This window comes from Streptomyces sp. NPDC001868, from assembly GCF_040297125.1.
In the GTDB taxonomy this organism is placed as follows: Bacteria; Actinomycetota; Actinomycetes; order Streptomycetales; family Streptomycetaceae; genus Streptomyces.
Genome location: NZ_JBEOYO010000023.1, coordinates 1 through 21,968, shown reverse-complemented (window position 1 = coordinate 21,968; position 21,968 = coordinate 1). Strand labels below are relative to the sequence as shown.

General features: G+C 71.8%; 20 protein-coding genes. 11 read left to right on the top strand and 9 right to left on the bottom strand.

What is annotated here, in order from left to right; translation table 11 throughout:
* Positions 1–672 carry a succinate dehydrogenase gene (locus ABT147_RS25430; RefSeq protein ID WP_351410234.1) on the bottom strand — a complete coding sequence of 224 codons (672 nt, stop codon included), beginning with the start codon at positions 670–672 and terminating at the stop codon, positions 1–3.
* A 147-nt stretch (positions 673–819) separates the two neighbouring features.
* Between ABT147_RS25430 and ABT147_RS25425 the strand changes: the two genes are divergently transcribed.
* Positions 820–1,704, top strand: a complete 885-nt coding sequence (locus ABT147_RS25425) for a LysR family transcriptional regulator (protein ID WP_351410012.1) — start codon at positions 820–822, stop codon at positions 1,702–1,704.
* A 14-nt stretch (positions 1,705–1,718) separates the two neighbouring features.
* Here ABT147_RS25425 and ABT147_RS25420 read toward each other — a convergent pair whose 3' ends face one another.
* The 4 genes from ABT147_RS25420 to ABT147_RS25405 all read right to left on the bottom strand — a co-directional run bounded on the left by ABT147_RS25420 (position 1,719) and on the right by ABT147_RS25405 (position 7,480).
* Positions 1,719–3,176: a serine/threonine-protein kinase gene (locus ABT147_RS25420; RefSeq protein ID WP_351410010.1), complete on the bottom strand. Its 1,458-nt coding sequence runs from the start codon at positions 3,174–3,176 to the stop codon at positions 1,719–1,721.
* Positions 3,177–3,196: 20 nt separating this feature from the next.
* Positions 3,197–5,341, bottom strand: coding sequence for a putative bifunctional diguanylate cyclase/phosphodiesterase (locus ABT147_RS25415; RefSeq protein ID WP_351410008.1), 2,145 nt, complete (start codon positions 5,339–5,341; stop codon positions 3,197–3,199).
* The gene (locus ABT147_RS25410; protein WP_351410006.1) at positions 5,338–6,150 is read right to left on the bottom strand and encodes an SAM-dependent methyltransferase; all 813 of its coding nucleotides are present in this window, start codon (positions 6,148–6,150) and stop codon (positions 5,338–5,340) included. The genes ABT147_RS25415 and ABT147_RS25410 overlap by 4 nt, the downstream gene beginning before the upstream one ends.
* A 322-nt stretch (positions 6,151–6,472) precedes the next feature.
* Positions 6,473–7,480 (bottom strand): SCO0930 family lipoprotein, encoded by a 1,008-nt coding sequence (locus ABT147_RS25405; RefSeq protein ID WP_351410003.1) that lies wholly within the window; start codon positions 7,478–7,480, stop codon positions 6,473–6,475.
* A 273-nt stretch (positions 7,481–7,753) separates the two neighbouring features.
* Here ABT147_RS25405 and ABT147_RS25400 point away from each other — a divergent pair, with 273 nt between their 5' ends.
* The 3 genes from ABT147_RS25400 (at position 7,754) to ABT147_RS25390 (ending at position 9,938) form a co-directional block, all read left to right on the top strand.
* Positions 7,754–8,413, top strand: coding sequence for a hypothetical protein (locus ABT147_RS25400; protein WP_351410001.1), 660 nt, complete (start codon positions 7,754–7,756; stop codon positions 8,411–8,413).
* A gap of 16 nt (positions 8,414–8,429) precedes the next feature.
* The gene (locus ABT147_RS25395) at positions 8,430–9,194 is read left to right on the top strand and encodes a bestrophin-like domain (protein WP_351409999.1); all 765 of its coding nucleotides are present in this window, start codon (positions 8,430–8,432) and stop codon (positions 9,192–9,194) included.
* Between the two features lie 225 nt (positions 9,195–9,419).
* On the top strand, positions 9,420–9,938 hold the full coding sequence (locus tag ABT147_RS25390; RefSeq protein ID WP_351409997.1) for a hypothetical protein: 519 nt from the start codon (positions 9,420–9,422) through the stop codon (positions 9,936–9,938).
* A gap of 160 nt (positions 9,939–10,098) precedes the next feature.
* Here ABT147_RS25390 and ABT147_RS25385 read toward each other — a convergent pair whose 3' ends face one another.
* A complete protein-coding gene (locus ABT147_RS25385; RefSeq protein ID WP_351409995.1) occupies positions 10,099–10,590 on the bottom strand; it encodes a hypothetical protein in 492 nt (163 codons plus the stop codon).
* Between the two features lie 344 nt (positions 10,591–10,934).
* On the opposite strand from ABT147_RS25385, the gene ABT147_RS25380 reads away from it, so the two are divergent.
* Entirely contained in the window at positions 10,935–11,606 is a 672-nt protein-coding gene (locus ABT147_RS25380; RefSeq protein ID WP_351410232.1) for a class F sortase, read from the top strand.
* Between the two features lie 90 nt (positions 11,607–11,696).
* On the opposite strand, the gene ABT147_RS25375 is transcribed toward ABT147_RS25380, so the two are convergent.
* Entirely contained in the window at positions 11,697–12,554 is an 858-nt protein-coding gene (locus ABT147_RS25375) for a polysaccharide deacetylase family protein (protein ID WP_351409993.1), read from the bottom strand.
* 146 nt (positions 12,555–12,700) lie between these two features.
* On the opposite strand from ABT147_RS25375, the gene ABT147_RS25370 reads away from it, so the two are divergent.
* The 4 genes from ABT147_RS25370 to ABT147_RS25355 all read left to right on the top strand — a co-directional run bounded on the left by ABT147_RS25370 (position 12,701) and on the right by ABT147_RS25355 (position 15,410).
* Positions 12,701–13,162, top strand: a complete 462-nt coding sequence (locus ABT147_RS25370; protein ID WP_351409991.1) for a universal stress protein — start codon at positions 12,701–12,703, stop codon at positions 13,160–13,162.
* Between the two features lie 165 nt (positions 13,163–13,327).
* The gene (locus ABT147_RS25365) at positions 13,328–13,873 is read left to right on the top strand and encodes a sigma-70 family RNA polymerase sigma factor (protein WP_351409989.1); all 546 of its coding nucleotides are present in this window, start codon (positions 13,328–13,330) and stop codon (positions 13,871–13,873) included.
* 155 nt (positions 13,874–14,028) lie between these two features.
* The gene (locus ABT147_RS25360) at positions 14,029–14,544 is read left to right on the top strand and encodes a hypothetical protein (RefSeq protein WP_351409986.1); all 516 of its coding nucleotides are present in this window, start codon (positions 14,029–14,031) and stop codon (positions 14,542–14,544) included.
* A gap of 206 nt (positions 14,545–14,750) precedes the next feature.
* Entirely contained in the window at positions 14,751–15,410 is a 660-nt protein-coding gene (locus tag ABT147_RS25355) for a hypothetical protein (RefSeq protein WP_351409984.1), read from the top strand.
* Positions 15,411–15,497: 87 nt separating this feature from the next.
* Here ABT147_RS25355 and ABT147_RS25350 read toward each other — a convergent pair whose 3' ends face one another.
* A complete protein-coding gene (locus ABT147_RS25350; protein ID WP_351409982.1) occupies positions 15,498–16,367 on the bottom strand; it encodes an Fpg/Nei family DNA glycosylase in 870 nt (289 codons plus the stop codon).
* 351 nt (positions 16,368–16,718) lie between these two features.
* Positions 16,719–18,803: a SpoIIE family protein phosphatase gene (locus tag ABT147_RS25345; protein WP_351409980.1), complete on the bottom strand. Its 2,085-nt coding sequence runs from the start codon at positions 18,801–18,803 to the stop codon at positions 16,719–16,721.
* Between the two features lie 136 nt (positions 18,804–18,939).
* Between ABT147_RS25345 and ABT147_RS25340 the strand changes: the two genes are divergently transcribed.
* Both ABT147_RS25340 and ABT147_RS25335 read left to right on the top strand, forming a co-directional pair.
* A complete protein-coding gene (locus ABT147_RS25340) occupies positions 18,940–20,364 on the top strand; it encodes a lipase maturation factor family protein (RefSeq protein ID WP_351409978.1) in 1,425 nt (474 codons plus the stop codon).
* Between the two features lie 147 nt (positions 20,365–20,511).
* Entirely contained in the window at positions 20,512–21,861 is a 1,350-nt protein-coding gene (locus ABT147_RS25335; protein ID WP_351409976.1) for an amidase, read from the top strand.
* The last annotated feature ends 107 nt before the right edge of the window (positions 21,862–21,968 follow it).

Genomic DNA, 21,968 nt, shown 5'->3' with positions numbered 1-21,968 from the left:
TCAGCTCACCACTCCGGTCATGACGGCGACGGGTACGGAGACGAAGCCCACGGTCAGCACCAGCGCGAGGACGTTCGCCGTGGTCTTCAGGGCACGGTCGCGGGTGCGGCTGCCGGCGCCCAGGGTCTGTGCGGCGCTCCAGAAGCCGTGCCGGATGTGCAGGCCGAGCGCGAGCACCGCGACGATGTAGACGACGTTGCCGTACCAGGTGGAGAAGGTGTCGATCACGTTCTGGTACGGGTGTCCGGCCTCGAAGCCGTTCGGGTGGACGGTGCCGGTCGTCAGGTCGAGGATGTGCCAGACGATGAACAGGCCGAGGATGACGCCGCCCCAGCGCATGGTGCGGGTCGCGTAGCTCGCCCGGCGCTTCCTGTGGACGTACTTGTCCGGCCGGGCCCTGATGTCGCGGCGGCTGAGCTGGTAGGCGGCCGTGGCGTGGGCGACGACCGCGACGACGAGGACCACGCGGACGATCCACAGGGCCCACTCGTAGTGCAGGAAGGGCTCGCCGAGGGTGCGCAGCCAGTGCGCGTAGCCGTTGAACTCGTCCGAGCCGAAGAAGATCTTGAGGTTGCCGAGCATATGGACGACCAGGTACGCCAGCATGATCAGTCCGCTGACGGCCATCACCGTCTTCTTGCCGAGGGAGCTGTCCCACATCGAGCGCGCCAGGGACGGTTTTCGCTGCGACCGTTCCGCCCGTTCCGTCCGCGTTGCCAGAGCCATGCGTACGACGCTAGAGCCGCCTCACCCCATCGGTCCAAGACATGAAACAGCTCGTTTCGATAGCCGGAAACTATCGTCCCGTATCGTGGAGGGATGCAGTTCCAGCAGCTCCAGTACTTCGTCGCGGTCGCCGAGACCCGGCATTTCACCCGGGCCGCCGAGCTGGTCCATGTGGCGCAGCCGTCGCTGTCGCAGCAGATCAAGGCGCTGGAACGGGAGTTGGGGGCGGACCTCTTCCAGCGGGCGCGCGGCAACATCACCCTGACCGACGCCGGTGAGGCGCTGCTGCCGCTGGCCCGCCGCATCCTCGCGGACACGGACACCGCCCGGCACGAGGTACAGGAGCTGGTGCAACTGCGGCGGGGCCGGGTCCGGCTCGGCGCGACCCCGAGCCTGTGCACCGGCCTGCTCCCGGACGTCCTGCGCGCCTTCCACGACCGCTACCCCGGCATCCGGCTGCTGATCGAGGAGGGCGGCTCGCACGACCTCGTACGGCAGCTCGCGCGCGGCGCCCTGGACCTGGCCCTGATCGTGCTCCCGCTGCCCACACCCGCCCCCGCCCTCACCACGGTGGAGCTGCTGCGCGAGGACCTGGTGGTGGTGTCGTCCCCGGACTCGCCGAAGCCGGGCAACGGCCGCCGTACCGTCCGCGTCCCCGACCTGGAGGGCGAGCGCCTTGTGATGTTCCGCCACGGCTACGACCTGCGCGAACTCACCGTCGCCGCCTGCCGCTCCGCCGGCTTCGAGCCGGACTTCGCGGTGGAGGGCGGCGAGATGGACGCGGTGCTGGGCTTCGTACGGGCCGGCCTGGGCGTCGCCGTGGTCCCCCGGATGGTCGCCACCCGCTCCGGCCGGGGCCTGCGGGTCACCCCGCTGGCCCGCCCCGGCCTCCATCGCACCATCGCCCTGGCCCACCGCAGCGACGTGGCTCCGCCTCGGGCCGCGCGGGAGTTGCAGCGGATGCTGTTGGAGCGGTGACGGGCCCGCTCAGGTCACAGGTGCCGGCCTCGGTAGCGGCGCGACATCCGGACGTTCGCCCAGCGCGCCCCCGCTCCGGCGAGGGCCGTCAACACGAGCGCCAGCCAGAACGGCGCCACGAAGATCGTCACCGCCAGGACGACCGCGGCGACCGAGAAGGGTTCGTGCGTACGGGACGAGGACCGGACCGACTGCGCCGGCGTGGCGGCGGGCCGACGCCCGGCCGGAGCCGGCCGCGCGGATCCGGCGTGCTCCAGCCAGTCGGGGCGTGTGGGGGCGGAAGCCCCCGGATCCGCCGCGGGCGAAGGCATCGACGCGGGCTTCGGCGCAGGCGTCGGGGTCGCGGCGGCCGACCGAGGCCGGGGCGGAGCAGGTGCAGTGGCCGGCGAAGGCCGAGAAGGCGGAGAAGGCGGGGCCGATGCGCCGGTGCGGATCCGCTCGGCGGAACGCGGGCCCGCCGCCCCGGAATCAAGCCGAGTGGGTGGATGCGCAGCCGCCGGCCCGGGTGTCCCGGGGGTGGGCCGGGTCCAGGTGGGGGCGGCCTCCGGCGCGCGGGCGCGAGGGGCCGTGCGGGGCGCCGGAGTCGCCGGCGCGGCCTCGCCGTTGCCCAGGGCGGCCAGACGGTCGCGCACCTCACCCGCGGATCCCGGACGGGCCTGCGCGTCCTTCGCCAGCAGATCAAGGATCAACTCGTCCCAGCCGGACGGCAGTCCGGCCCGCAACCGGCTCGGTGGGACCGGGGGCTCGTTCATGTGCTTGAGGAGCAGCACATGCCAGGCCTGGGCCTCGAACGGGAGCCGTCCGGTGACCAGTTCGTGGAGGACGCACCCCAGGGAGTACAGATCGGTGCGCCAGTCCACGTGGGCGTCTCCGCGTGCCTGCTCCGGCGACATATAGGCGGGGGTGCCCACCAGCGACCCGGTGACGGTCAGCGCCGACTGGGCTCCCGTGCCGTCCAGGACGCGAGCGATGCCGAAGTCCAGCACTTTGACCACACTGTCGTCGGGGTCGGCCGGGTCGCCGTCCGTGACCAGGACGTTCGCCGACTTCATGTCCCGGTGCACGACCTCGGCCGCATGGGCGGTGTCCAGCGCCTTGCACATCTGGCCGCCCCAGCGGGCCACGTCGTCGAGAGCGGGCAGACCGGCGCCCCCGTGGACGATCCGGTCCAGACGCCGCCCGTCGAGCAGTTCCATCACGAGATACGGGACCGGCGGGCCGCCGTCCACCGACCCGGTGCCCAGCTCGTACACGGTGACGATGTGGGGGCTGGACAACCGCGCGACGGCCCGTGCCTCGCGGACGAACCGTGCCGCGACGACCGGGTCCTCGACGGGCCCGAACTGTTTGACCAGCTTGACCGCCACCTCGCGGTGCAGATGCTCGTCGTGGGCCCGCCACACCTCGCCCATGCCGCCGGCGCCGATCCGGCGGACGAGGCGATACCGCCCGTCCAGCATCCGCTCCGCCATCCGTCCCCCTCGGGCCAGGTTCACCCCGTCGCGTCCACCAACGCCAGTTCGTGCAGCCGCTCCGGCGGGCCCGGGCGGGCGTAGTACCAGCCCTGGGCCGTGTCGCAGCCCAGTATCCGCAGTTGCTCGGCCTGCGCGCCGGTCTCCACGCCCTCGACGGTGACCGCGAGGTCGAGGCTGTGGGCGAGGGAGACGATCCCCTCGACGATCTTCAGGTCGACGGGGTCGGCCGGGAACTGCTGCATGCTCTGGGTGAAGGACCGGTCCAGCTTCAGGACCCGGACCGGCAGCCGGCGGAGGTTGGCGAGGTTGGAGTAGCCGGTGCCGAAGTCGTCGAGGGCGATGTCGACGCCCATCTCGGAGAGTCTGCGCAGGGGTTTGAGCAGATCGTCGTCGGCGCCGATCAGGGCGGACTCGGTGACCTCCAGGCAGAGGGCGTCGGGTTCGAGGCCCGCGCGCTCCAGGATGTCGACGGTGTCCTGGACCAGCCCCGGGTGGGTGAGCTGGCACGGCGACAGGTTGACGTTGACGCGCAGCGGGCCGGTGGCGCCCGTACCTCCGTGTCGTTCCTGCCACTCCCGGGCCTGACGCACCGACTGCTCCAGGACCCAGCGGCCGAGCGGCACGATCAGGCCGGTGCGTTCGGCGAGCGGGATGAAGCGGTCGGGGCCGAGGACGCCGTGCTGCGGGTGCAGCCAGCGGACCAGGGCCTCGGCGCCGCGCACGGAGCCGTCGCCGAGGTGCACCAGCGGCTGGTACTCGATGAAGAACTCGCCCCGGTCCAGGGCCGCCGGCAGGGCGGTGGTGAGGCCGTGCCGGGTGATCGCGCGGGCGTCGGCCTCCGCGTCGGCCATCTCGTAGCGGTTGCCGCCCGCCGACTTGGCCCGGTACATCGTGATGTCGGCGCTGCGCAGCACCTCAGCGGGCCCGCGCTCCCCCGCCGGGCCCTCGACGATACCGATGCTGCCGCGGACGAGGAGTTCCCTGCCCTCGATGCGTACGGGTGTGACCAGCGCGTTCATGATGCGGTCGGCGAGGTCGTCGACCTCGCGTTCGGTGTCGGTGCCGGTGGTGAGGGCCACGAACTCGTCGCCGCCGAGCCGGGCGACCATCTCGCCGGGCGCGGTCGCGCAGGACTGCAGCCGGTCGGCGACCTCGACGAGCAGCCGGTCGCCGGCCGCGTGCCCGAGGCTGTCGTTGATGGTCTTGAAGCCGTCGAGGTCGAGGTAGCACAGGCCGAAGCGCTGGCCGTCGCCCGCCGCGAGGGCCTTCTCCAGGCGCTCGAAGAACAGGGTGCGGTTGGGCAGTCCGGTGAGCGCGTCATGGGTGGCCTCGTAGCGGAGGCGGAGGTTGAGCAGCCGGCGCTCGGTGGTGTCCTCCATCAGGGCCAGCTGGTACTGGGGCCGGCCGTCCGCGTCCCGCAGCAGGGAGACCGTGAGGTTGGTCCACAGGACCGTTCCGTCGGGCCGGTGGAACGCCTTCTCGGTGTGGTAGTGCTCGCGCTCGCCGCCGACCAGTTCGTCGTAGAGGCGCCACACCTGGGGTGCGTCCTCGGGGTGCTTCCACTCGGGGACGCGGCGCCCGCGCATCGCTTGCTCGGTGACCCCGAACATCCGCAGCAGCGCGCCGTTGACCTGGAGGATGTTGCCTTCGAGGTCGGCGATGCCGATGCCTATGGCGGCCCCCTCGAACACCGCGCGGAAGCGGGCCTCGGTCGCGTGCAGCGCCCGGGCGACCGCGCCCTGGGCCTCCAGCGCCGCGCGGGCGATCGCCTCCTGCTCGGCCAGCGTCCGCTGCCGCAGCGCCTCGGCGTATCCGGCGGCCATCGCGGACTGCAGTCGTGCGGCGCGGGCCCGCAGATCCTCCTGGGGGCCGTCGCCGCCGCAGTAGAGCACCAGATAGGCGTCGACGCAGTCCAGGCTCTGGCTGAGCGCCTCGGGCTCGGTGCAGTGCGCCCCGACGAGGGCGGCACCGACGGCCCTGCCCGCCTCGGCGTCGTACGTCCGCGCCCGCAGCGCCTCGCTCAGCCTGCGGGCCAGCGGCAGCAGTTGTTCCTCGAACTCGGGCCGGGTCAGCGACGTGGAGGTGGCGGGGAAGACCGCGCGGCTCCAGATCGTCGCGAACCGGCGGAGTCTGTCCTCCGGCCCGTCCGGCTCCGCCCTCACGCCTTGGTCCCCACGCCGGCGAACCCCGAGAAGGCGTACGGATCCTCGTCCTCGGGAGCCGTGTCGGGCCGCCACTTCGCCATCGGCACCAGTCCGGGTTCCACCATGTCGTACCCCTCGAAGAACCGCGCGATCTCACCTCGAGAGCGCATGATCAGCGGATTGCGAATGTCCTTGTACACGTCCACCGCGCCCTCGGCCCGCTCCTGGGGGAGCGGGATTCCCTCGAAGGAGGCGTGCGAGACGACGAGTACGCTGCCGGGCGCGAGCGCGTCGCGCAGCTCGGCCACCGCTCCGTACGGGTCGTCCGTGTCCTCCACGAAGTGCAGTATGGCAACCAGGAGCAGGGCCACCGGCCGGTTCAGGTCGATCAGTCGCTCGACCTGGGGGCTCGTGAGGATGTCATGGGGCTTGCGGAGGTCGGCCGCGACCACGTCCGCGTCGTCGTCGCCCTCGAGAACCGCCTGGCTGTGTGCTACGGCGACCGGGTCGTGGTCGACGTAGACGACCCGTGCGCCGGGGGTGGCGTCCTGGGCGATCTCGTGCACGTTTCCGAAGGTGGGGATCCCGGATCCGATGTCCAGGAACTGCGTGATGCCCGAGCCCGCCGCGTACCGCACCGCGCGGCGTACGAACGCCCGGTTCGCCTGCATGATCTTGGGCAGGCCCGGCATGAACTCCATGGCCTTGCGGGCCGCTTCGCGGTCCACCTCGAAGTTGTGCGAACCGCCCAGGTAGTAGTCGTACATGCGCGCCACGGACGGCAACGAGATGTCGATGCTCCGCGGCGCCCAGGCGGGACGCTCCATCTGTGTTCTCCAACGCGTCGGGGGTGGCGTAGGCGATCCGGTGTTCGAGCTGAGGCTACTGATCGTCCGCCGAAGGAGCGAGTAAAAACGGAAATTGACCGTCCGTTCAACGCCGCTGCCGATGGCACATGCCCAACCGCCGCCCCGGCCATGCCTGTTCGGGACCGCGCATTGCGGCGCGGTCCCGGCGTGTCACCGACACCGCGCCCGGGCACGCCGGTTCGGCCGTGCCCGGGCATGCCAAGCGGTCCGCCCCCTCCGCGCGGTGCGGAGGGGGCGGACCGGGATCGGCCGGACTGCTGTGGTGCTCGGGGAAGTGGCCTTACTTGTCCGCGCCGATCGGCTCTCCGTCGCCGTTGATGGCGAACCAGGTACCGCCGACACCCTGGCCGTTGGTGTCACCGGGCGACTTGTCGTTGGCGAAGGTGTAGAGCGGGATGCAGTTGATCGTCTGCTGCTTGATTCCGTCGGGACGGTCGAAGACCGTGTAGCCCTTGAGCAGGATGCCCTTGGTGTCGTTCTTGTCGACCGGGGCGACGACGGGCCACTTGTCGAGGCAGGCGCCGGTGCACTTGGTCGACATCGGCCACTGGGTGTCCTTGAGGAACCGGTAGACCGTCATGCCGTTCTTGTCGACGACGATCTCGCCGAGCTTGGCGTCCTTGCGGGTGGTGAGGCCGGCCTGCTCGACAGCCTGGCCCCCGGCGTCGCCCGCGCCGCCGACGCCACCGGCGCCACCGCCCTTGGTGGAGGCCTTCTTGCCGTTGGGGTCCGAGGCGAACCAGGTGCCCTTGAGGCCCTGGCCCTTGATGTCACCGGCCTTGGTGTCCTTGGCGAAGTAGTACATGGGCCAGCCGCCGACCGTCAGCTGCTTGGTGCCGTCGGGACGGCTGACCTCGCCGAGCAGTGCCTTGTCGACACCCTGGGCGGCGGTGGCGCCCGAGGCGGGCACCGGCGGCCAGGTGACCGCGCACTCGCCCTCACAGGTCGTCTTCGGCGGCTCGAACGAGTCCTTGTCGAAGCGGTACAGGGTGCGACCGGCGCTGTCCGTGAGGACCTTGCCGTACTCGTCGCTGTTCCACACGGTCAACTGCCCCGCCGAGGCCGCAGTCGTGGACTGGGCCTGGTCCGATGTACCGGAACCGGCAGCGCCGGCGCCGGCCGTACCGGTCCCGGTGCCCGCGATGGTTCCGGCACCGAGCGTCGGGGTGGAAGCGGCGCCCACGTTCTGCGAGGACGTGGACCCCTGTTCCTGACCGCACGCCGTCGTCAGCACCAGCACAGCCGCAGCTGTCGCTACGAGTGAGGCGCTCCGCCAGGAGGTCTTCATTCCAACTCCCCGTGATCCGGTGGGTGTTTGCAGCGCCCTAGTGCGCCACCTGCTGGTCCTAGGTACGGGCGGGAGTGGCTGATGTGTTCAACGCTGCACGAATTTCTTTCCGAAGCCTGTGACGCGGTTGCCCGCGCCGCCCGCGGAGGTATCGAAAGGGGGGTCAGCCTCGGGCCCCCGCACTCAAACCTTCGGGGCCCGTTTTTCCCTCCTTTGGAGCAATCCGTACGTGCTCCCGCGTACGCGGGCGCGCGAGCACGGATGATCTCCGACGTGCAAGGACCCCAGCGGACCCGATCCGCTCTCGCCCTACGGCTGTCGGCCCTGCTCGCACTGACCTGGCTCCTCACCGGAGCACCGAGCGGCACGGCGGTCGCCGACGCCTGCGCGTACGCCACCGTCGGCCCGGACAGCGGCGGCGCGGTCGCCGTGGCGATCGGCGGTACCGACTCCTGCGAGCCGGTACCGCCGACCACCCCGTCGCCGTCCCCCACGCCCACACCGACCCCCACACCGACCCCACCGCCGCCCCCGTCGTGCCCACCGGAGCCGACGCCCACCCCGGACCCACCGCCTCCGCCGAAGCCCACACCCACCCCGGATCCGACTCCGGATCCTCCGCCCCCACCGAAGCCGACGCCCACCCCGCCCCCGAGGCCCGCTCCACCGCCGCCTCCACCACCACCGCCGCCCCCGCCGCCGCCCGTCACCGAGGCGCCCCGGCCGGCCCCCGCCCCGACTCCCCCGCCGAAGCCGAAGCCGAAACCCACACCGAGCGCCCGCCCCGAGGTCTCGCCGACACCGGTGAGCTATCCGCCGTACCGGGCCCCGTCCCGCTCGGCGGCCAAGCCCTCCGGCCCGTCCCTCGTCTCGATGGCCCTGCTCGTCACCGTGCCCGCGGTGTTCGCCGCCGCCGCCCTGCGTCCGCGCTGACCCCTGGAGGAACCTCTTGTCGGAATGGCTTGTTCTCACCCTCGCGATGGGGGCGGCCTGTCTGGTCGTCCTCATCGTGGCCGTAGTACGGCATCACGCCGCACCCGCGGACGAGGACCCGTCCGAGACCCCGGACGTGATCGAGTACATCACCATGATGATCGGCGTGGTGTACGCCATCGTGCTGGGTCTGGCCATCGCCGGTGTCTGGGAGGCCCGCAGCGCCGCCCAGGACCAGGTCCAGGCGGAGGCACAGGCCCTGCACGAGGTCAGTGAACGGGTGCGGGTGTACCCCGAGGACGTGCGCGACCGCATCCGCGGCGAGATCAACGCGTACGTCGACCATGTGGTGACCACCGAGTGGAAGGTCATGGCCGAGAAGGGCGAGGTGACCGAGCGCGGCGCCGAACTGTTCGAGACGGTCCGCCACGACGTCACCGACTACGAGCCGCGCAGCGACTTCGAGGCGCAGGCCTATCAGCCGCTGCTCGACCAGGTGGCCGCGGCCGACGCCGCGCGCGGCGCCCGCGCCGACTCCACCGGCGAGACGATGCCCGGCGTGGTGTGGTTCGGTCTGATCATCGGCGCCGTCGTGACGGTCGGCATGGTGTTCGCCCTGCAGATCCGGCGTACACCGCGCGAGCTGATCCTCGCCGGTCTGTTCTCCGCCCTGATCGCGTTCCTGCTGTTCCTCGTCTGGGACTTCGACGCGCCCTACAGCCGGGGGCTTTCGGCCACGGCGGATCCGTTCCTGGCCCTGTTCCCGAACGCGGGCGGGTGACGGTTCCGCGAGCCCGGTCCTACGGCCGGGGGACGGGTGCCACGCCGCGCCCGTCCCCCGGCCGTACGTATGCCGTCCCCTGTGTGGAGCACACGCTTGCCCCATTCGCGCGACTGAGATCGCGCCACCGGGCGCGCCTTCCTAGCGTTTCGGTCATCGAGGTGCATTTCAGGCGCAGGCGGAATCGGTCCGCGGCAGGCTCCTCGGGGACCCGGAGGCTCATCCATGCGCGCGATACGCGTCGCTGCGGCCGCTCTGCTCGGCGTGGCCGCCCTCTCCCTCACCGCTCCCGCCGCGCACGCGGCCCGGTCCGGCGACATCACGTCGTTCGGTTTCGGTGTCGCGCCCTCGACGATCGCCCCCGGCGGGGAGGTGACCCTGAGCGTCGACGGCTGCCATCGCCGGACGACCGTCTCCTCGGGCGTCTTCGACACCGTCGTCATCCCCAGGGGCCAGTCCTCGGCCACGGCCTTGGTCGACCGGGACGCCAGGCCCGGCACGGTGTACGAGGTGACGTTCCGGTGCGGCGACGAGAGCGGCCGGACCGATCTCACCATCGCCACCGGCCACCCGACCCATCACCCCACGCACCACCCCACCCGGGGCTCCCACGCCGGGGCCGGCGGCACCCTCGCGGGCTTCGACCTCCAGGAGATCGGCCTCGGCGCCGCGCTCGTCGCGGGCTCGCTGGGCGCGGCCTGGCACTGGTCGCGCCGCCGCCCCGAGGACGAGAGCCACACCTGAGGACGAGAGCCACACCTGACGGCCGCCCCGCGCGGCACCCCGACAGCCCTTCACCCCGGACCGTTACGGGTTCCGGGGCGAAGGGTTGTGCGGTGCGGGGGCCGGTCGTGGCGTAGGGGCCGGTGGTGCGGCGGACGAGCCGAAGGGCCGAAGGCCGGACTCAGACCTTGTTCTCCGCGCGGCGGCGCATCCAGAAGACGCCACCGCCGACGACCGCGGCCGTCACCAGTCCGCCGCCGATCGCGATGTCGGTCGAGGTGGCCCCGGTGGAGGTGCTGCCGCCGATGCCGCCGCGGACACCGCCGATGACGGTGAAGACGCCGGTGAACGTCTTGCGCTTGCCCTCGCAGTTGGTGGTGACGCTGTACGAGCCCGGGCTGGCGTCGGAGTTGACCCGCACCGTGGCCGTGGCGGTCGTGCCGCCCATGGAGGTGAGGTTGGTGGTGGGGAAGGCGTTCGAGCCGATGGTGCTGCCGGCGATCGCGCACGCGTCACCGCCACTGACGGTGAGGACGAGCTGCCCGCCGCGGGCGATGGCATTGGGGGCGGCCGTGACCGAGCTCGGCTGGTCCCAGGCGGCGGCCGTCGGCGCGGCGACACCGACCAGGGCGACCGCGGCGGCCGAGGCCGCCAGGACACTAGTAGTACGCATGTGATCCTCCGCGGAAGACGCCCCGGGTCCCGTCCCCGGTCGATCGGCGAGAAAGCGTCTCCCAGAAAGACCCTCAGATGCCGTGCGCGGGCCCGCATTTCGGCGCTGGTCCGTCCTGGTGAGTGCCGGTCGGGGGACACGCCGGGATATCTCCGTACGATCGGATATCGCCGCAGGTCACGGACCGTCAGAAAATTCCTCGGGCGGCGGAACTCGGATGGCGCAGAACTCCGCTTCGCCGCCACCCGTTCGCACCTGCCCCGTCGCCGTCGGCGTGCGGCACGCTTACCTTTTGTCGTATGCGCGACGGACACGGCGACGGCCGGGTCGAGAGGGGATGGCGAATGTATTCGTCCGGACCGGCCGAGGCCGAATGGGAGGAGCCGCGGAAGAAGCGCGCTCCCTGGGGCGTGATAGCGCTGGTTCTGCTGACCGGTCTCGCGCTGATCCGGAACGGCTCGGGGGAGTTCGACGTGGGCCCGCCGCAGCCCGCGTCGGCGGCGGCCGCCGACACTCGCAGCACCCCGCGCGGCACGTTCACCAAGGTCCCCGACCCGCTGCCGTACGCCATGGTCGACCGGGTGCGGATCCCCTCGATCCGGGTCGACGCGCCGGCCATGCCCGTCGGGCTGGACGCACAGGGCTGGGTGGACGCGCCACCGGCCCGGGACCCGAACCTCGCGGGCTGGTTCACCGGCGCGGTCTCCCCCGGCGAGCAGGGCACCGCCGTCGTCGTCGGCCATGTCGACAACGATCAGGGGCCCGCCGTGTTCTACGGGCTCGGGGCGCTGAAGAAGGGCGCCAAGGTCGAGATCCGGCGCGCGGACAGAAAGACCGCCGTGTTCGAGATCTACGGCATCGAGGTCTTCGAGAAGAACAATTTCCCGGGCGACCGGGTCTACGGGAACAGCGGAGTTCCCGAACTGCGGGTCATCACCTGTGGGGGCGGTTTCTCCAAGCAGAACGGCTACGACGGGAATGTCGTCGTCTTCGCCCGCCTGGCCGAGGTGCGCTGAGCGTTCCCCGGCCGGGCGGGCGAAGGCCCGTGGGAATACCGGCGGGAATACCGGCAGGAACCCCGGCGGTAGTCCCGGCGGTGGTCGCCGCTAGGCGTATTTCCGCTGGGGCACGGTGATGCGGTATCCGGAGTCCAGCAGAGCGGGCAGATAGTCGCGCAGGGCCTCGACGCTCTGTGAGCGGTCGCCGCCCGCGTCGTGGGAGAGCACGACGACACCGGGGCCCGCTCCGTCCGTCACGCGCTCGGCGATGGTGTGCGCGCCGGGCGTCCGCCAGTCGAGGGTGTCCACGGTCCAGCCCAGCGGCTCCATGCCGAGTTCGGCGCCGAGCCGGAACGCGGCCCGGTTCCAGGCGCCGTACGGGGCGCGGAACCACAGCGGCGGTTCGCCGTACGCCTTGTCGATGATCTCGCTGGTGCGGGCCATCTCCGTATGGATCCGGGGCCGGGAGAGGGTGGTGAGCAGCGGATGGGACCAGGTGTGGTTGCCGACCGTGTGGCCGTCGTCGGCCATCTCCTTCAGCAGGTCCTGGTGCTGGACCGCCATCTCGCCGCACACGAAGAACATCGCCCGGACGTCGTGGGCCCGCAGAATGCGCAGGATGTCGGGGGTGTAGCGGGGGTCGGGGCCGTCGTCGAAGGTCAGCACCATGGTCCGGCCGCGCCCGTCCACCTTCAGGAACGGCTCGCGCCGGACGCCCGCCCGGACGAGGCTGCGGCGCCGGACGGGGCGGCCGTACCCGGCGATGGGCTGCAGACGGTACGCGGAGGGCTTGAGCGCCGGACGGGCCCCGGGGCCGGCGGCCGGGGCACCGGCGCGGGTCGGTGCCGGACCGGAGGCCCCGTCGCCGATGAACAGAGCGGCGGTGCCCGCCGTACCGGCCGCGCCCAGCAGGGCGGCGCCTCCCGTCAACAGGTGGCGACGTGTGAACATCTGATCCTTCGTCATGACTCATCAGTCGACCAAGGCGGGGACGGCGCACCACCACGACACCGGTGCGGCGGCATGAAACCACCCGATGGGAGTAGTTCTCCACGCTCCCGACGCCCGCCCGGCGCACGCCGGAGCCCGGCTACCCCGATAGCCTCGCGCCCGTGACCGATCAGCAAGCACACGGGTTCGAACGAGGCACCGACGGGCCCAAGGTCGTCCTCGTCGGCCTTGACGGCTCCGACAGCTCCCTGCGGGCCGTGTCCTACGCCGCCGGCCTCGCCCGCCGCCAGCACGCGCTGCTCGCCATCGTGTACGTGCAGCCGACGCTGGCGGCCAGTGCGGCGCTCGGGGTGCCGGTGGCGGGGACCACCGACGAGATCGCCGAGCAGCTCGTCGCGGAGATCCGGGAGGCCGCCGAGCAGGTGAAGGGCGTCTTCGAGGTGCGCTGGGAGTTCCACACCCTCCGCGGCGACCCGTACAACGGCCTCGTGACGGCGGCGGAGCGGCTCAAGGCGGACGCGGTCGTGGTGGGCGCCTCCCGGCAGGCGGGCCACCGCATCGTCGGCTCGGTGGCCCTGCGGCTGGTGAAGGCGGGCCGCTGGCCGGTGACGGTGGTGCCGTAGCCCCGGCCGGCGGCACGTACGACGGCTACCGCCCGACGCCCGGCCGGGACCGCGCCGCGCCCCGGCGGACCGTTCGTCGCACCGTTCGTCGACAGGTTCGACCGCCCGCCGCACACCCGTGACCGGCCCCTGTCCACGCGACACGCCCCGCGTTCCCATACGGCCATGACGGCCGGAACCACGATCACCTACGGGACGACCGCCGAACACGAGCTGGCCGAGCTCCAGCGCGAACACGGCCGCCCCCTCTTCGCCCTGCTGCTGCGGCTCTCCGACGGGGACCGCCATCGCGCCGAGGACCTCGTGCAGGAGACCTTCGTGCGCGCCTGGCAACATCCCGAGGCGCTGCGCGCCGACGACTTCGACTCCGTACGCCCCTGGCTGCTCACCGTCGGGCGGCGGCTCGCCATAGACGCGCGGCGGGCCCGGCAGGCGCGCCCCGCCGAGGTGGGGGACGCGGTGCTGGAGAACGCCCGTGTGATGGCCGATCACGCCGAAAGGTCGGTGGCGAGCCTCGATGTGCGGGAAGCTGTGAAGACACTCACTCCGGAACACCGCGAAGTACTGGTGCAGGTGTACTTCCAGGGGGCGAGTGTGGCGGAAGCCGCCGAGGCCCTGGGAATCCCGCCCGGTACGGTGAAGTCCCGCGCGTACTACGCGCTGCGCGCCCTGCGCCGGGTGCTTCCCGGATACGCGGCCGACCTGCGGTGAAACCCATGGCCGAGTCAAACCTCCGTAAAGCGCCTTGCTGAAGACCCCGGTTGAGCAATCAGCTGTCTTCTATCCGTGTTCCGGATGGGGGCCGGGGCCTGGTCTCCAGGCCCGGGGTCGGGCGACGCGCACGCACCGGAGGAAGGCAGGAAGGGATGCTGCACAGAGGTCAAGAGAGCACGGACGGCGCCGGGGGCGGCGAACTCACCGTCCCCATGGCGTGGTTCTACGCCGAGTACATCGCGGAGGAGCTGCTGCGGACGGGCGACCTGATGCCGCCGACGTCCTTCGAGTTCCGTGCGGGGCGCGACGCCCTGGCGCTGACCATCTTCCTCTCCGACGCGGGCGGTGAACTCTCCGGCATCCGGGTCGTGACCCAGCTGGAGACCTGGCTGTCGCTGACGGCATACGACCAGCCGTGGCAGGACTGGGTGTGCGAGCGCATGGCCGACTTCACCGCCGCGGCGCTGGAGTCGGGCGGCCCGTCACCGGACCTGGAGCTGGCGTCCGCGGCCTGGCGCTGGCTGGAGGAGACGGAACTGCTCGCACCCGATCTGGACGCGGTGCCGGGCGGCGGCGCGATCCTGGGCGAGGACGACGGTCCGAAGGTGTGGACGCCGGCCTGGCGGCTCGGTCTGCCGCTGGGGCACTTGGCGATCCATCTCTTCTAGCCGCGGCGACCCTGTGTTCAGGTGCCGGCCATCCGGCTGTTCCGGCCCGGGTGAACCATCTTTTTCGGTCCTGGACCAATCCGCGCGGCGGAGGGCTCCGAATCTTTTGGTTGGCATTGGTCGTGGGCTTGAGTGATTCGCCGGTCTGGTCCGTACCGGTGGGGGCAGGAAGCAACCCCCACCGCACACCGGCCCGAGGAATCGCCATGTGGTCCCAGGATCGTCATCACGACGTCGGCGCGTACGCGCTGGGCGTGCTGGACGAGGTGGATTCGTTCCACTTCGAGGACCATGTCCGCGGCTGCCCGCAGTGCGCGGTACAGGTCACCGAGTTCCGTCCGGCTGCCCGGCAGCTGATGCTGTACCGCAACGCGACCCCGCGCGCCGTGCACCCCTTCGCGGCCCCCGGCCCCCGGATGCTGGGCCGGCTGCTCGACGAGGTCGCCGCCCGGCACCGGGCGAAGCGCAGGCGCTGGCTGTTCGCGCTGGCCGCCTCCGTGGTCATCGCCGTGGGCGGCCCCGCCGTGGCCGTTCTCGCAGGTCCGGGCGAGGCGCCGAACAGGGTCGCCGCCACCGACGCCAAGACCGGCGTATGGGCCGAGGTCAAGGCCGAGGAGCGGGTCTGGGGCAGCGACATCGAGCTGAAGGTCAAGGAGGCCGACGGTGCCCACGCCTGCCGGCTCGTCGTGGTCGGCAAGGACGGCTCCGAGGAGACGGCCGCCAACTGGAAGTCTCCCGAGGGCGCCACCAAGCCCTCCGAGATGGTGGGCGGCACCACCATGCAGCGCGAGGACATCAGCCACTTCGAGGTGCGCAGCCAGGAGGGCGAGCTTCTGGTGGTCATCGACGCCCCGGCCTGGCGCTGAATCGGTCCGCCGTTCGGGCCACCGGACAGCGCCTCGATTGGTCCGTACCTTCAATGGTTGCGGATCATGGTCGGACTCGGTTCCGGGCTACTTGAGCAACCGTGACAGCCGTCGGTCGGCGAGGGGTTTGCCGCCTGTCTGACAGGTCGGGCAGTACTGCAGCGAGGAATCGCTGAAGGACACCTCACGGACCGTGTCACCGCACACCGGGCAGGACTCCCCGGTCCGGCCGTGCACCCGCAGCCCGCTCTTCTTCTCCGCCTTCAGCCTCCCGGCCGCCAGGCCCCGGGAGCGCTCCACGGCCTCGGTGAGCGTGGTGCGCAGCGCCTCGTGGAGATGCCGGGTCTCCTCCGGTCTCAACGACGAGGCCAGCTTGAAGGGCGACATCTTCGCGGCGTGCAGGATCTCGTCGCTGTACGCGTTCCCGATCCCCGCGATCAGGCTCTGGTCGCGCAGCGCGCCCTTGATCTGCCGCCGCTCTCCCGCGAGCAGGCCGGCGAACCGGGTCACGTCGAACTCGTCGGCGAGCGGGTCAGGACCGAGCCGCGCGACGCCCGGGACCTGAGCCGGGTCCCGTACGACGTACACCGCGAGCCCCTTCTTCGTCCCCGCCTCGGTGAGGTCGAAGCCCTCGCCGGTCTCCAGGGCGACCCGCAGCGCCAGCGGGCTCTTGCCGCCCGGCTTCGGCGGGCCGTCCGGCAGCCGGTCCCTCCAGTGCAGCCACCCGGCACGCGCCAGATGGGTCACGAGGTGCAGCTCACCGCCGTCCGCCTCGATGCCGAGGAATTTCCCGTACCGCCGTACGTCCGTGACCTCCCGCCCCTCGAACGCCGTGACCGGCGGGTCGTACGTCTTCAGCACACTGATCGCCACAGGCAGCACCCGCACGACCTCATGACCGACCAGGCTCCCGACGAGGAAGTCCCGGAGCGCTTCGACCTCGGGCAATTCAGGCATACGTCCAGGGTGCCACGGGGTGCGATGTGGGGTGCGTCGTCGGGTGCGGCCCCGGTGGGGGCTGGTCGCGCAGTTCCCCGCGCCCCTAAAGATTCAGGCCCCTGCGGGCCTGAAGACCACGACCCCGCCGGCCTGAAAAGCGACGGGGCTGCGGGCCTGAAGGCGGTGGGGCTGCGGGCCTGAAGGCGGTGGGGCTGCGGGCCTGAAAGGCGGTGGGGCTGCGGGCCTGAAAGGCGGTGGGGCTGCGGCCTGAAAAGCGTGGGCGCAGCCCCTGCTTTTCAGGGGCGCGGGGAACTGCGCGAGAAGCCCCACCGGACCCGCACCCGCCCCCCAACCCGAACCCCCGAGCTCTTAGGCGCCCGACAGCACGAACTCGCACCACACACACTTCCCCCCACCCCGCGCCTCCACCCCCCACACATCCGTCAGCCGGTCCACCAACAGCAACCCCCTCCCCGACACCCCCGCCTCCCCCGCCTCCCGCCGCCGCGGCAACGCGCTGGACGAGTCCTCGACCTCCACCCGCAACCGCCGATCGGACCCGACGAGCGCCCGCAACGTCACGATCGCGGACCCCTCCGTATGCATGAGCGCGTTGGTGATCAGCTCGTCGGCGACGAGCTCGATCTCGTCGGCCCGCTCCCGCGCCCCCCAGGTCCGCACCGCCGCACCGATCATGTGCCGCGCCTCGGTGAGGGCCTCCGGATCGCCGGGCCCGACGTGCTGCTGGAGCCGCCCGGCGGGCTGCTCGGCGCCCCGGTGGCGGCGCCGTAGCAGCAGGAGGGCCACATCGTCGTCGCCGCCCCGCTCCTCCGCCACGTCGATGAGCCGGTCGGCGAGGTCGTCGACGTCGTCGGGCCCGGTGGCGATCAGCGCCTTCAGCGTCCGCATGCCGTCGTCGAGGTCGGCGCCGGGCTGTTCGATGAGGCCGTCCGTGCAGAGCAGCAGCGTCTGCCCGGGGAACATCTCGACGGTGGTGACCGGATACTCCAGGCCGCCGAACTCGGCGGACAGCCCGAGCGGCAGCCCTCCCTCCACGATGACCCGGTGGCAGGTGCCGTCGGTGTGCCGCACCAGGGGGTCGATGTGCCCGGCCCGGACCACCTGGACCACTCCGGTGGACAGATCGGCCTCCGCGTACAGACAGGTCGCGAAGCGGTCGGTGTCGAGTTCGTGGAGGAAGGCGGAGGCGCGGGCCATCACCGTGGCCGGGGTGTGGCCCTCGGTGGCGTAGGCCTTGAGGACGATGCGGAGTTGGCCCATGACGGCCGCCGCGTGCGTGTCGTGGCCCTGGACGTCGCCGATGACCGCGCCGACCCGGCCGCCGGGCAGCGGGATGAGGTCGTACCAGTCGCCGCCGATGTCCCGGCCGAGGGAGCCCCCGATCGAGGCGGCCCGGTAGCGGACGGCGATGTCGGCGCCGGGGACGCTGGGGATGGACCGGGGCAGCATGGCCTGCTGGAGGCCCTCGGCGAGGTCCTTCTCCTGCTCGTAGAACATGGCCCGCTGCAGGCTCTGGGCGATGCTGCTGCCGAGCGCGACGAGGACGTCGCGCTGCTCCCTGGTGAAACCCCGCCGGTCGTTGTAGAGCAGCCCCATCGCGCCGATGGGCCGGGCCTGCACGATCAGCGGCAGATAGGCGGCCGAGGTGATCTTGAGATCGGTGATGTGCGGCCACAGCAGCGGATACGACTCGGCGAACTCCTCCGGCGACTCGATGAAGTGCGGCACGAGGTTCCGTACGACCTCGTTCATCGGGTACTTCACGTCGAGGCGGGTGATCCGGGTGCCGGGCACATAGCTGTCCTCGGGGCCTGCCGCGACCAGGCGGATGCGTCCGGCCTCCACCAGGCCCATGACGAGGTCGGTCGCGCCGAGGTGGGTGAGGCCGTCGGTGTCCTCCAGGACGTCGATCACGTCCTGGACGGTCCGGGCGTGGGCGAGAGCGGCGGTGATGACCTGAACGACGTTGGGCTCCCGACGGCGGGCCTCGTCGTGCGCGGCGCGCTCGGTGCGGGAGCGGATCTCGCTCAGTTCCCGGGTGGCGTCCCGGACGATGCCGATCACGCGGTACGGGCGGCCCGTCTCGTCCCGGCGGATGTAGCCCTGGGTGTGGGTCCAGCGCAGGGTGCCGTCACGCAGTCGGATGCGGAAGTAGGCGCCGTAGTTCTCGCTGCCGTCCTTGAGGGCCTGGGAGACGAGGGTGTCGAGTCGGCGGCCCTCCATCGGGGGCACCCGCAGCGACAGGGTCTCGGGGTTGCCGTCGTATTCGTCCGGGCGTACGTCGAAGATCTCGTGGGCCGTGGCGTCCATGTGGAACGCACCGGCGTCGAGGTCCCAGTCGAAGGTGCCCATGAGGTTGAGCGCCAGGACGGGGTCCGGGTGGGAGAGCCAGTCGTCCGGGACGTCCGAGTCGCTCGCTCCCCGATCAACCATGGGGACACTTTGACAGGATTTACCCGAATATTCGAGTGGAGGGACCGGCGTCGAAACCGGTGCCCGGCCAGGCATCGAACGCGGCACCGGACCCGCCGTCGGTCCCGCCGTCGATCCGCTCACTATCGTCGGAACCGTGGACTGGTTCACCGCACCCGACTACGGGCTCGCCCGGCTGCTCTTCCAGCGGTCCCTGGCCGTCGTCTATCTGGTCGCCTTCCTGGGGGCGGCCCTGCAGTTCCGCGCGCTGATCGGTGAGCGCGGCATGCTCCCGGTGCCCCGTTTCGTCGAGCGGGTGCCGTTCCGGCGGGCACCGAGCGTGTTCCACCGCCACTACTCGGACCGTTTCTTCGCGGCGTGGGCGTGGGCGGGCTGCGCGGTGTCGGCGGCGCTCCTCGCGGGGCTGGACTCGCTGCTGCCGCTCTGGGCCGGCATGGTGCTGTGGCTCGTGCCGTGGGCGATGTACCTGTCGATCGTGAACGTCGGCCAGACCTGGTACTCGTTCGGCTGGGAGTCACTGCTCCTGGAGGTCGGCTTCCTGGCCGTGTTCCTGGGCAACGACGAGGTCGCGCCGCCGGTCGTCGTACTGTTCCTGCTGCGCTGGGTGCTGTTCCGGGTCGAGTTCGGCGCCGGGCTGATCAAGCTGCGCGGCGACGAGTGCTGGCGGAAGCTGACCTGCCTCGACCATCACCACGAGACCCAGCCGATGCCCGGCCCGCTCAGCTGGTTCTTCCACCACCTCCCGAAGCCGCTGCACCGCGTCGAAGTGGCCGCCAACCACGTCACACAGCTCGTCGTCCCGTTCCTGCTCTTCGCCCCGCAGCCGATCGCGACGGCCGCCGCCTCGCTGATGATCCTGACGCAGCTGTGGCTGGTCCTGTCGGGCAACTTCTCCTGGCTGAACTGGATCACGATCGTGCTGGCCCTGTCCGTCGTCGACTTCGGCACGGCCGCCCCGGACACCTCCGACGCGCCCCTCTGGTACACGGTCGTCGTGCTCGCCGTCGCCGTGCTGGTCCTCTGGCTCAGCTATCACCCGGTGCGCAACATGATCTCCCGCCGCCAGGTGATGAACCGCTCGTTCGACCCGCTGCACCTGGTCAACACCTACGGGGCGTTCGGCAGCGTCAGCCGGGTGCGGTACGAGGTGGTGGTCGAGGGGACGGCGGAGGAGGTGCCGCGCGAGGACGCGGCGTGGCGGGAGTACGAGTTCAAGGGCAAGCCGGGCGATCCGAGGCACTGGCCGCGCCAGTTCGCCCCGTACCATCTGCGGCTCGACTGGCTGATGTGGTTCGCCGCGCTCTCCCCCGCGTACGCCGGCACCTGGTTCGGCGCCCTGGTGGAGCGCCTCCTGGAGAACGACCGCGACACGCTCCGGCTGCTCCGCCGCTCCCCCTTCCCCGCCGACGCCCCGCCCCGGTTCGTCCGCGCCCGTCTCTTCCGCTACCGCTACACGACCTGGCGCGAGCTGCGGGAGACCGGGGCGTGCTGGGAGCGGACGTACGTACGGGAGTTCATGCCGCCGACACGGCTGGCCGCGTCGCCCGCGAAAAGGCCGTAGCCGGGTCGCGGACGGACTTCTTCACGGCGGGCTCTCGACGCGGGGCCGTCCCACCGGGCACAGTGCTCCCGTACTCGATCACTACTCACGAGTACGCCCCTCCGTCGCGTACGACACCGACGCGCACGACATCGCCAGGGAGCGCCCGTGACCAGCTGGGTCGGCCGGACCGCCGCCGAGATCGCCGCCGCCGTGCGGGAGAAGCGGGTCACGCCGCGTGAGGTGGTGGCGGAGCATCTGGCGCGGATCGAGGCGCTGGACGGGCGGATCGGGGCGTTCCGCACGGTCCGGGCGGAGGCGGCCCTGACGGAGGCCGACGAGGTGGCCGGCCGGGCCGACCTGGCCGAACTGCCGCTGGCGGGCGTACCGGTGGCGATCAAGGACAACCTCGCCGTACGGGGCGAGTCCACCCGGAACGGGTCCGCCGCGACCCCGGAGACACCGGCCGGGGCCGACCATGTGACGGTGGCCCGGCTGCGGGCGGCGGGCGCGGTGGTCGTGGGGCTCACGAACGTGCCCGAGCTGTGTGTCTTCGGTACGACGGACGGTGTGCACGGCGTCGCCCGCAATCCGTGGGACACCTCGCGTACGACGGGCGGCTCGTCGGGCGGCAGCGCCGCCGCGGTCGCCGCCGGGCTGGTGCCACTGGCCCTCGGCAACGACGGGATGGGTTCGCTGCGGATACCGGCCGCCAACTGCGGTCTGCTCGGCCTCAAGCCGGGCTTCGGTGTCGTCCCGGCGGACATCGGGCACGGCGACTGGTTCGGCATGTCCGAGAACGGCCCGCTCGCGACGACCGTCGAGGACGCCCGGCTGATGTTCGGGATACTCGCGGGCTCGGACGCCGGACGACCGTCCGAGCCCGCCGGACGCTCACCCCGCATCGCCCTGTCCGTGCGCAGCCCCCTGGTCGGTGTGACCGTCACCCGCCCGTACGCCGATGCCGCGCGCCGGGCCGCCGAGTCGCTGGCCGGGGCGGGGCTGGAGGTCCGGCCGGCCGATCCGGCGTATCCCCTCTGGCTGGGCGCCACCTCGCTGGCGCACTGGACGGCGGGCACCGCGGTGGACGCCGAGGGCCTCGACCCGAAGCTGCTCACCCGGCGCACACGGGTGCACGCGGCCGTGGGGCGGCGCTTCCTGAAGGGGGTGCGGACCGGCGACCACCGGGAGCGGTTGCGCCGCCGCCTGGAGCCGTTCTTCGCCGAGCACGATGTGCTCCTCACCCCGGCGCTCGCCCGGCGCGGGCCCGCAGCCGCGAACTGGCACGAGCGGGGATGGCTGCGCAATCTGCTGGTCAACACCAACTACTCGCCGCTGACGCCGCCGTGGAACCTCACGGGCTGGCCGGCGATGTCGGTGCCGTTCGGCACACTGCCGTCAGGCGCGCCCTGCGCGGTGCAGCTGGTGGGCCGCCCGGGCTCGGAGCTCGAACTCCTGGACGTGGCGGGCCGGTTGGAGGAGCTGAACCCCTGGCGGCGGACGGCGCCCCTCGGCTAGGGCCTGTTGCGAAAGTGGCGTCGTCGCCCGAAGGGCGGCCGCGCGGCGTCCGGTGCGTGCTCTCGGCGTGCCGCCCGAAAGCCCTCGTACTGGGTGTACTCGGGCTT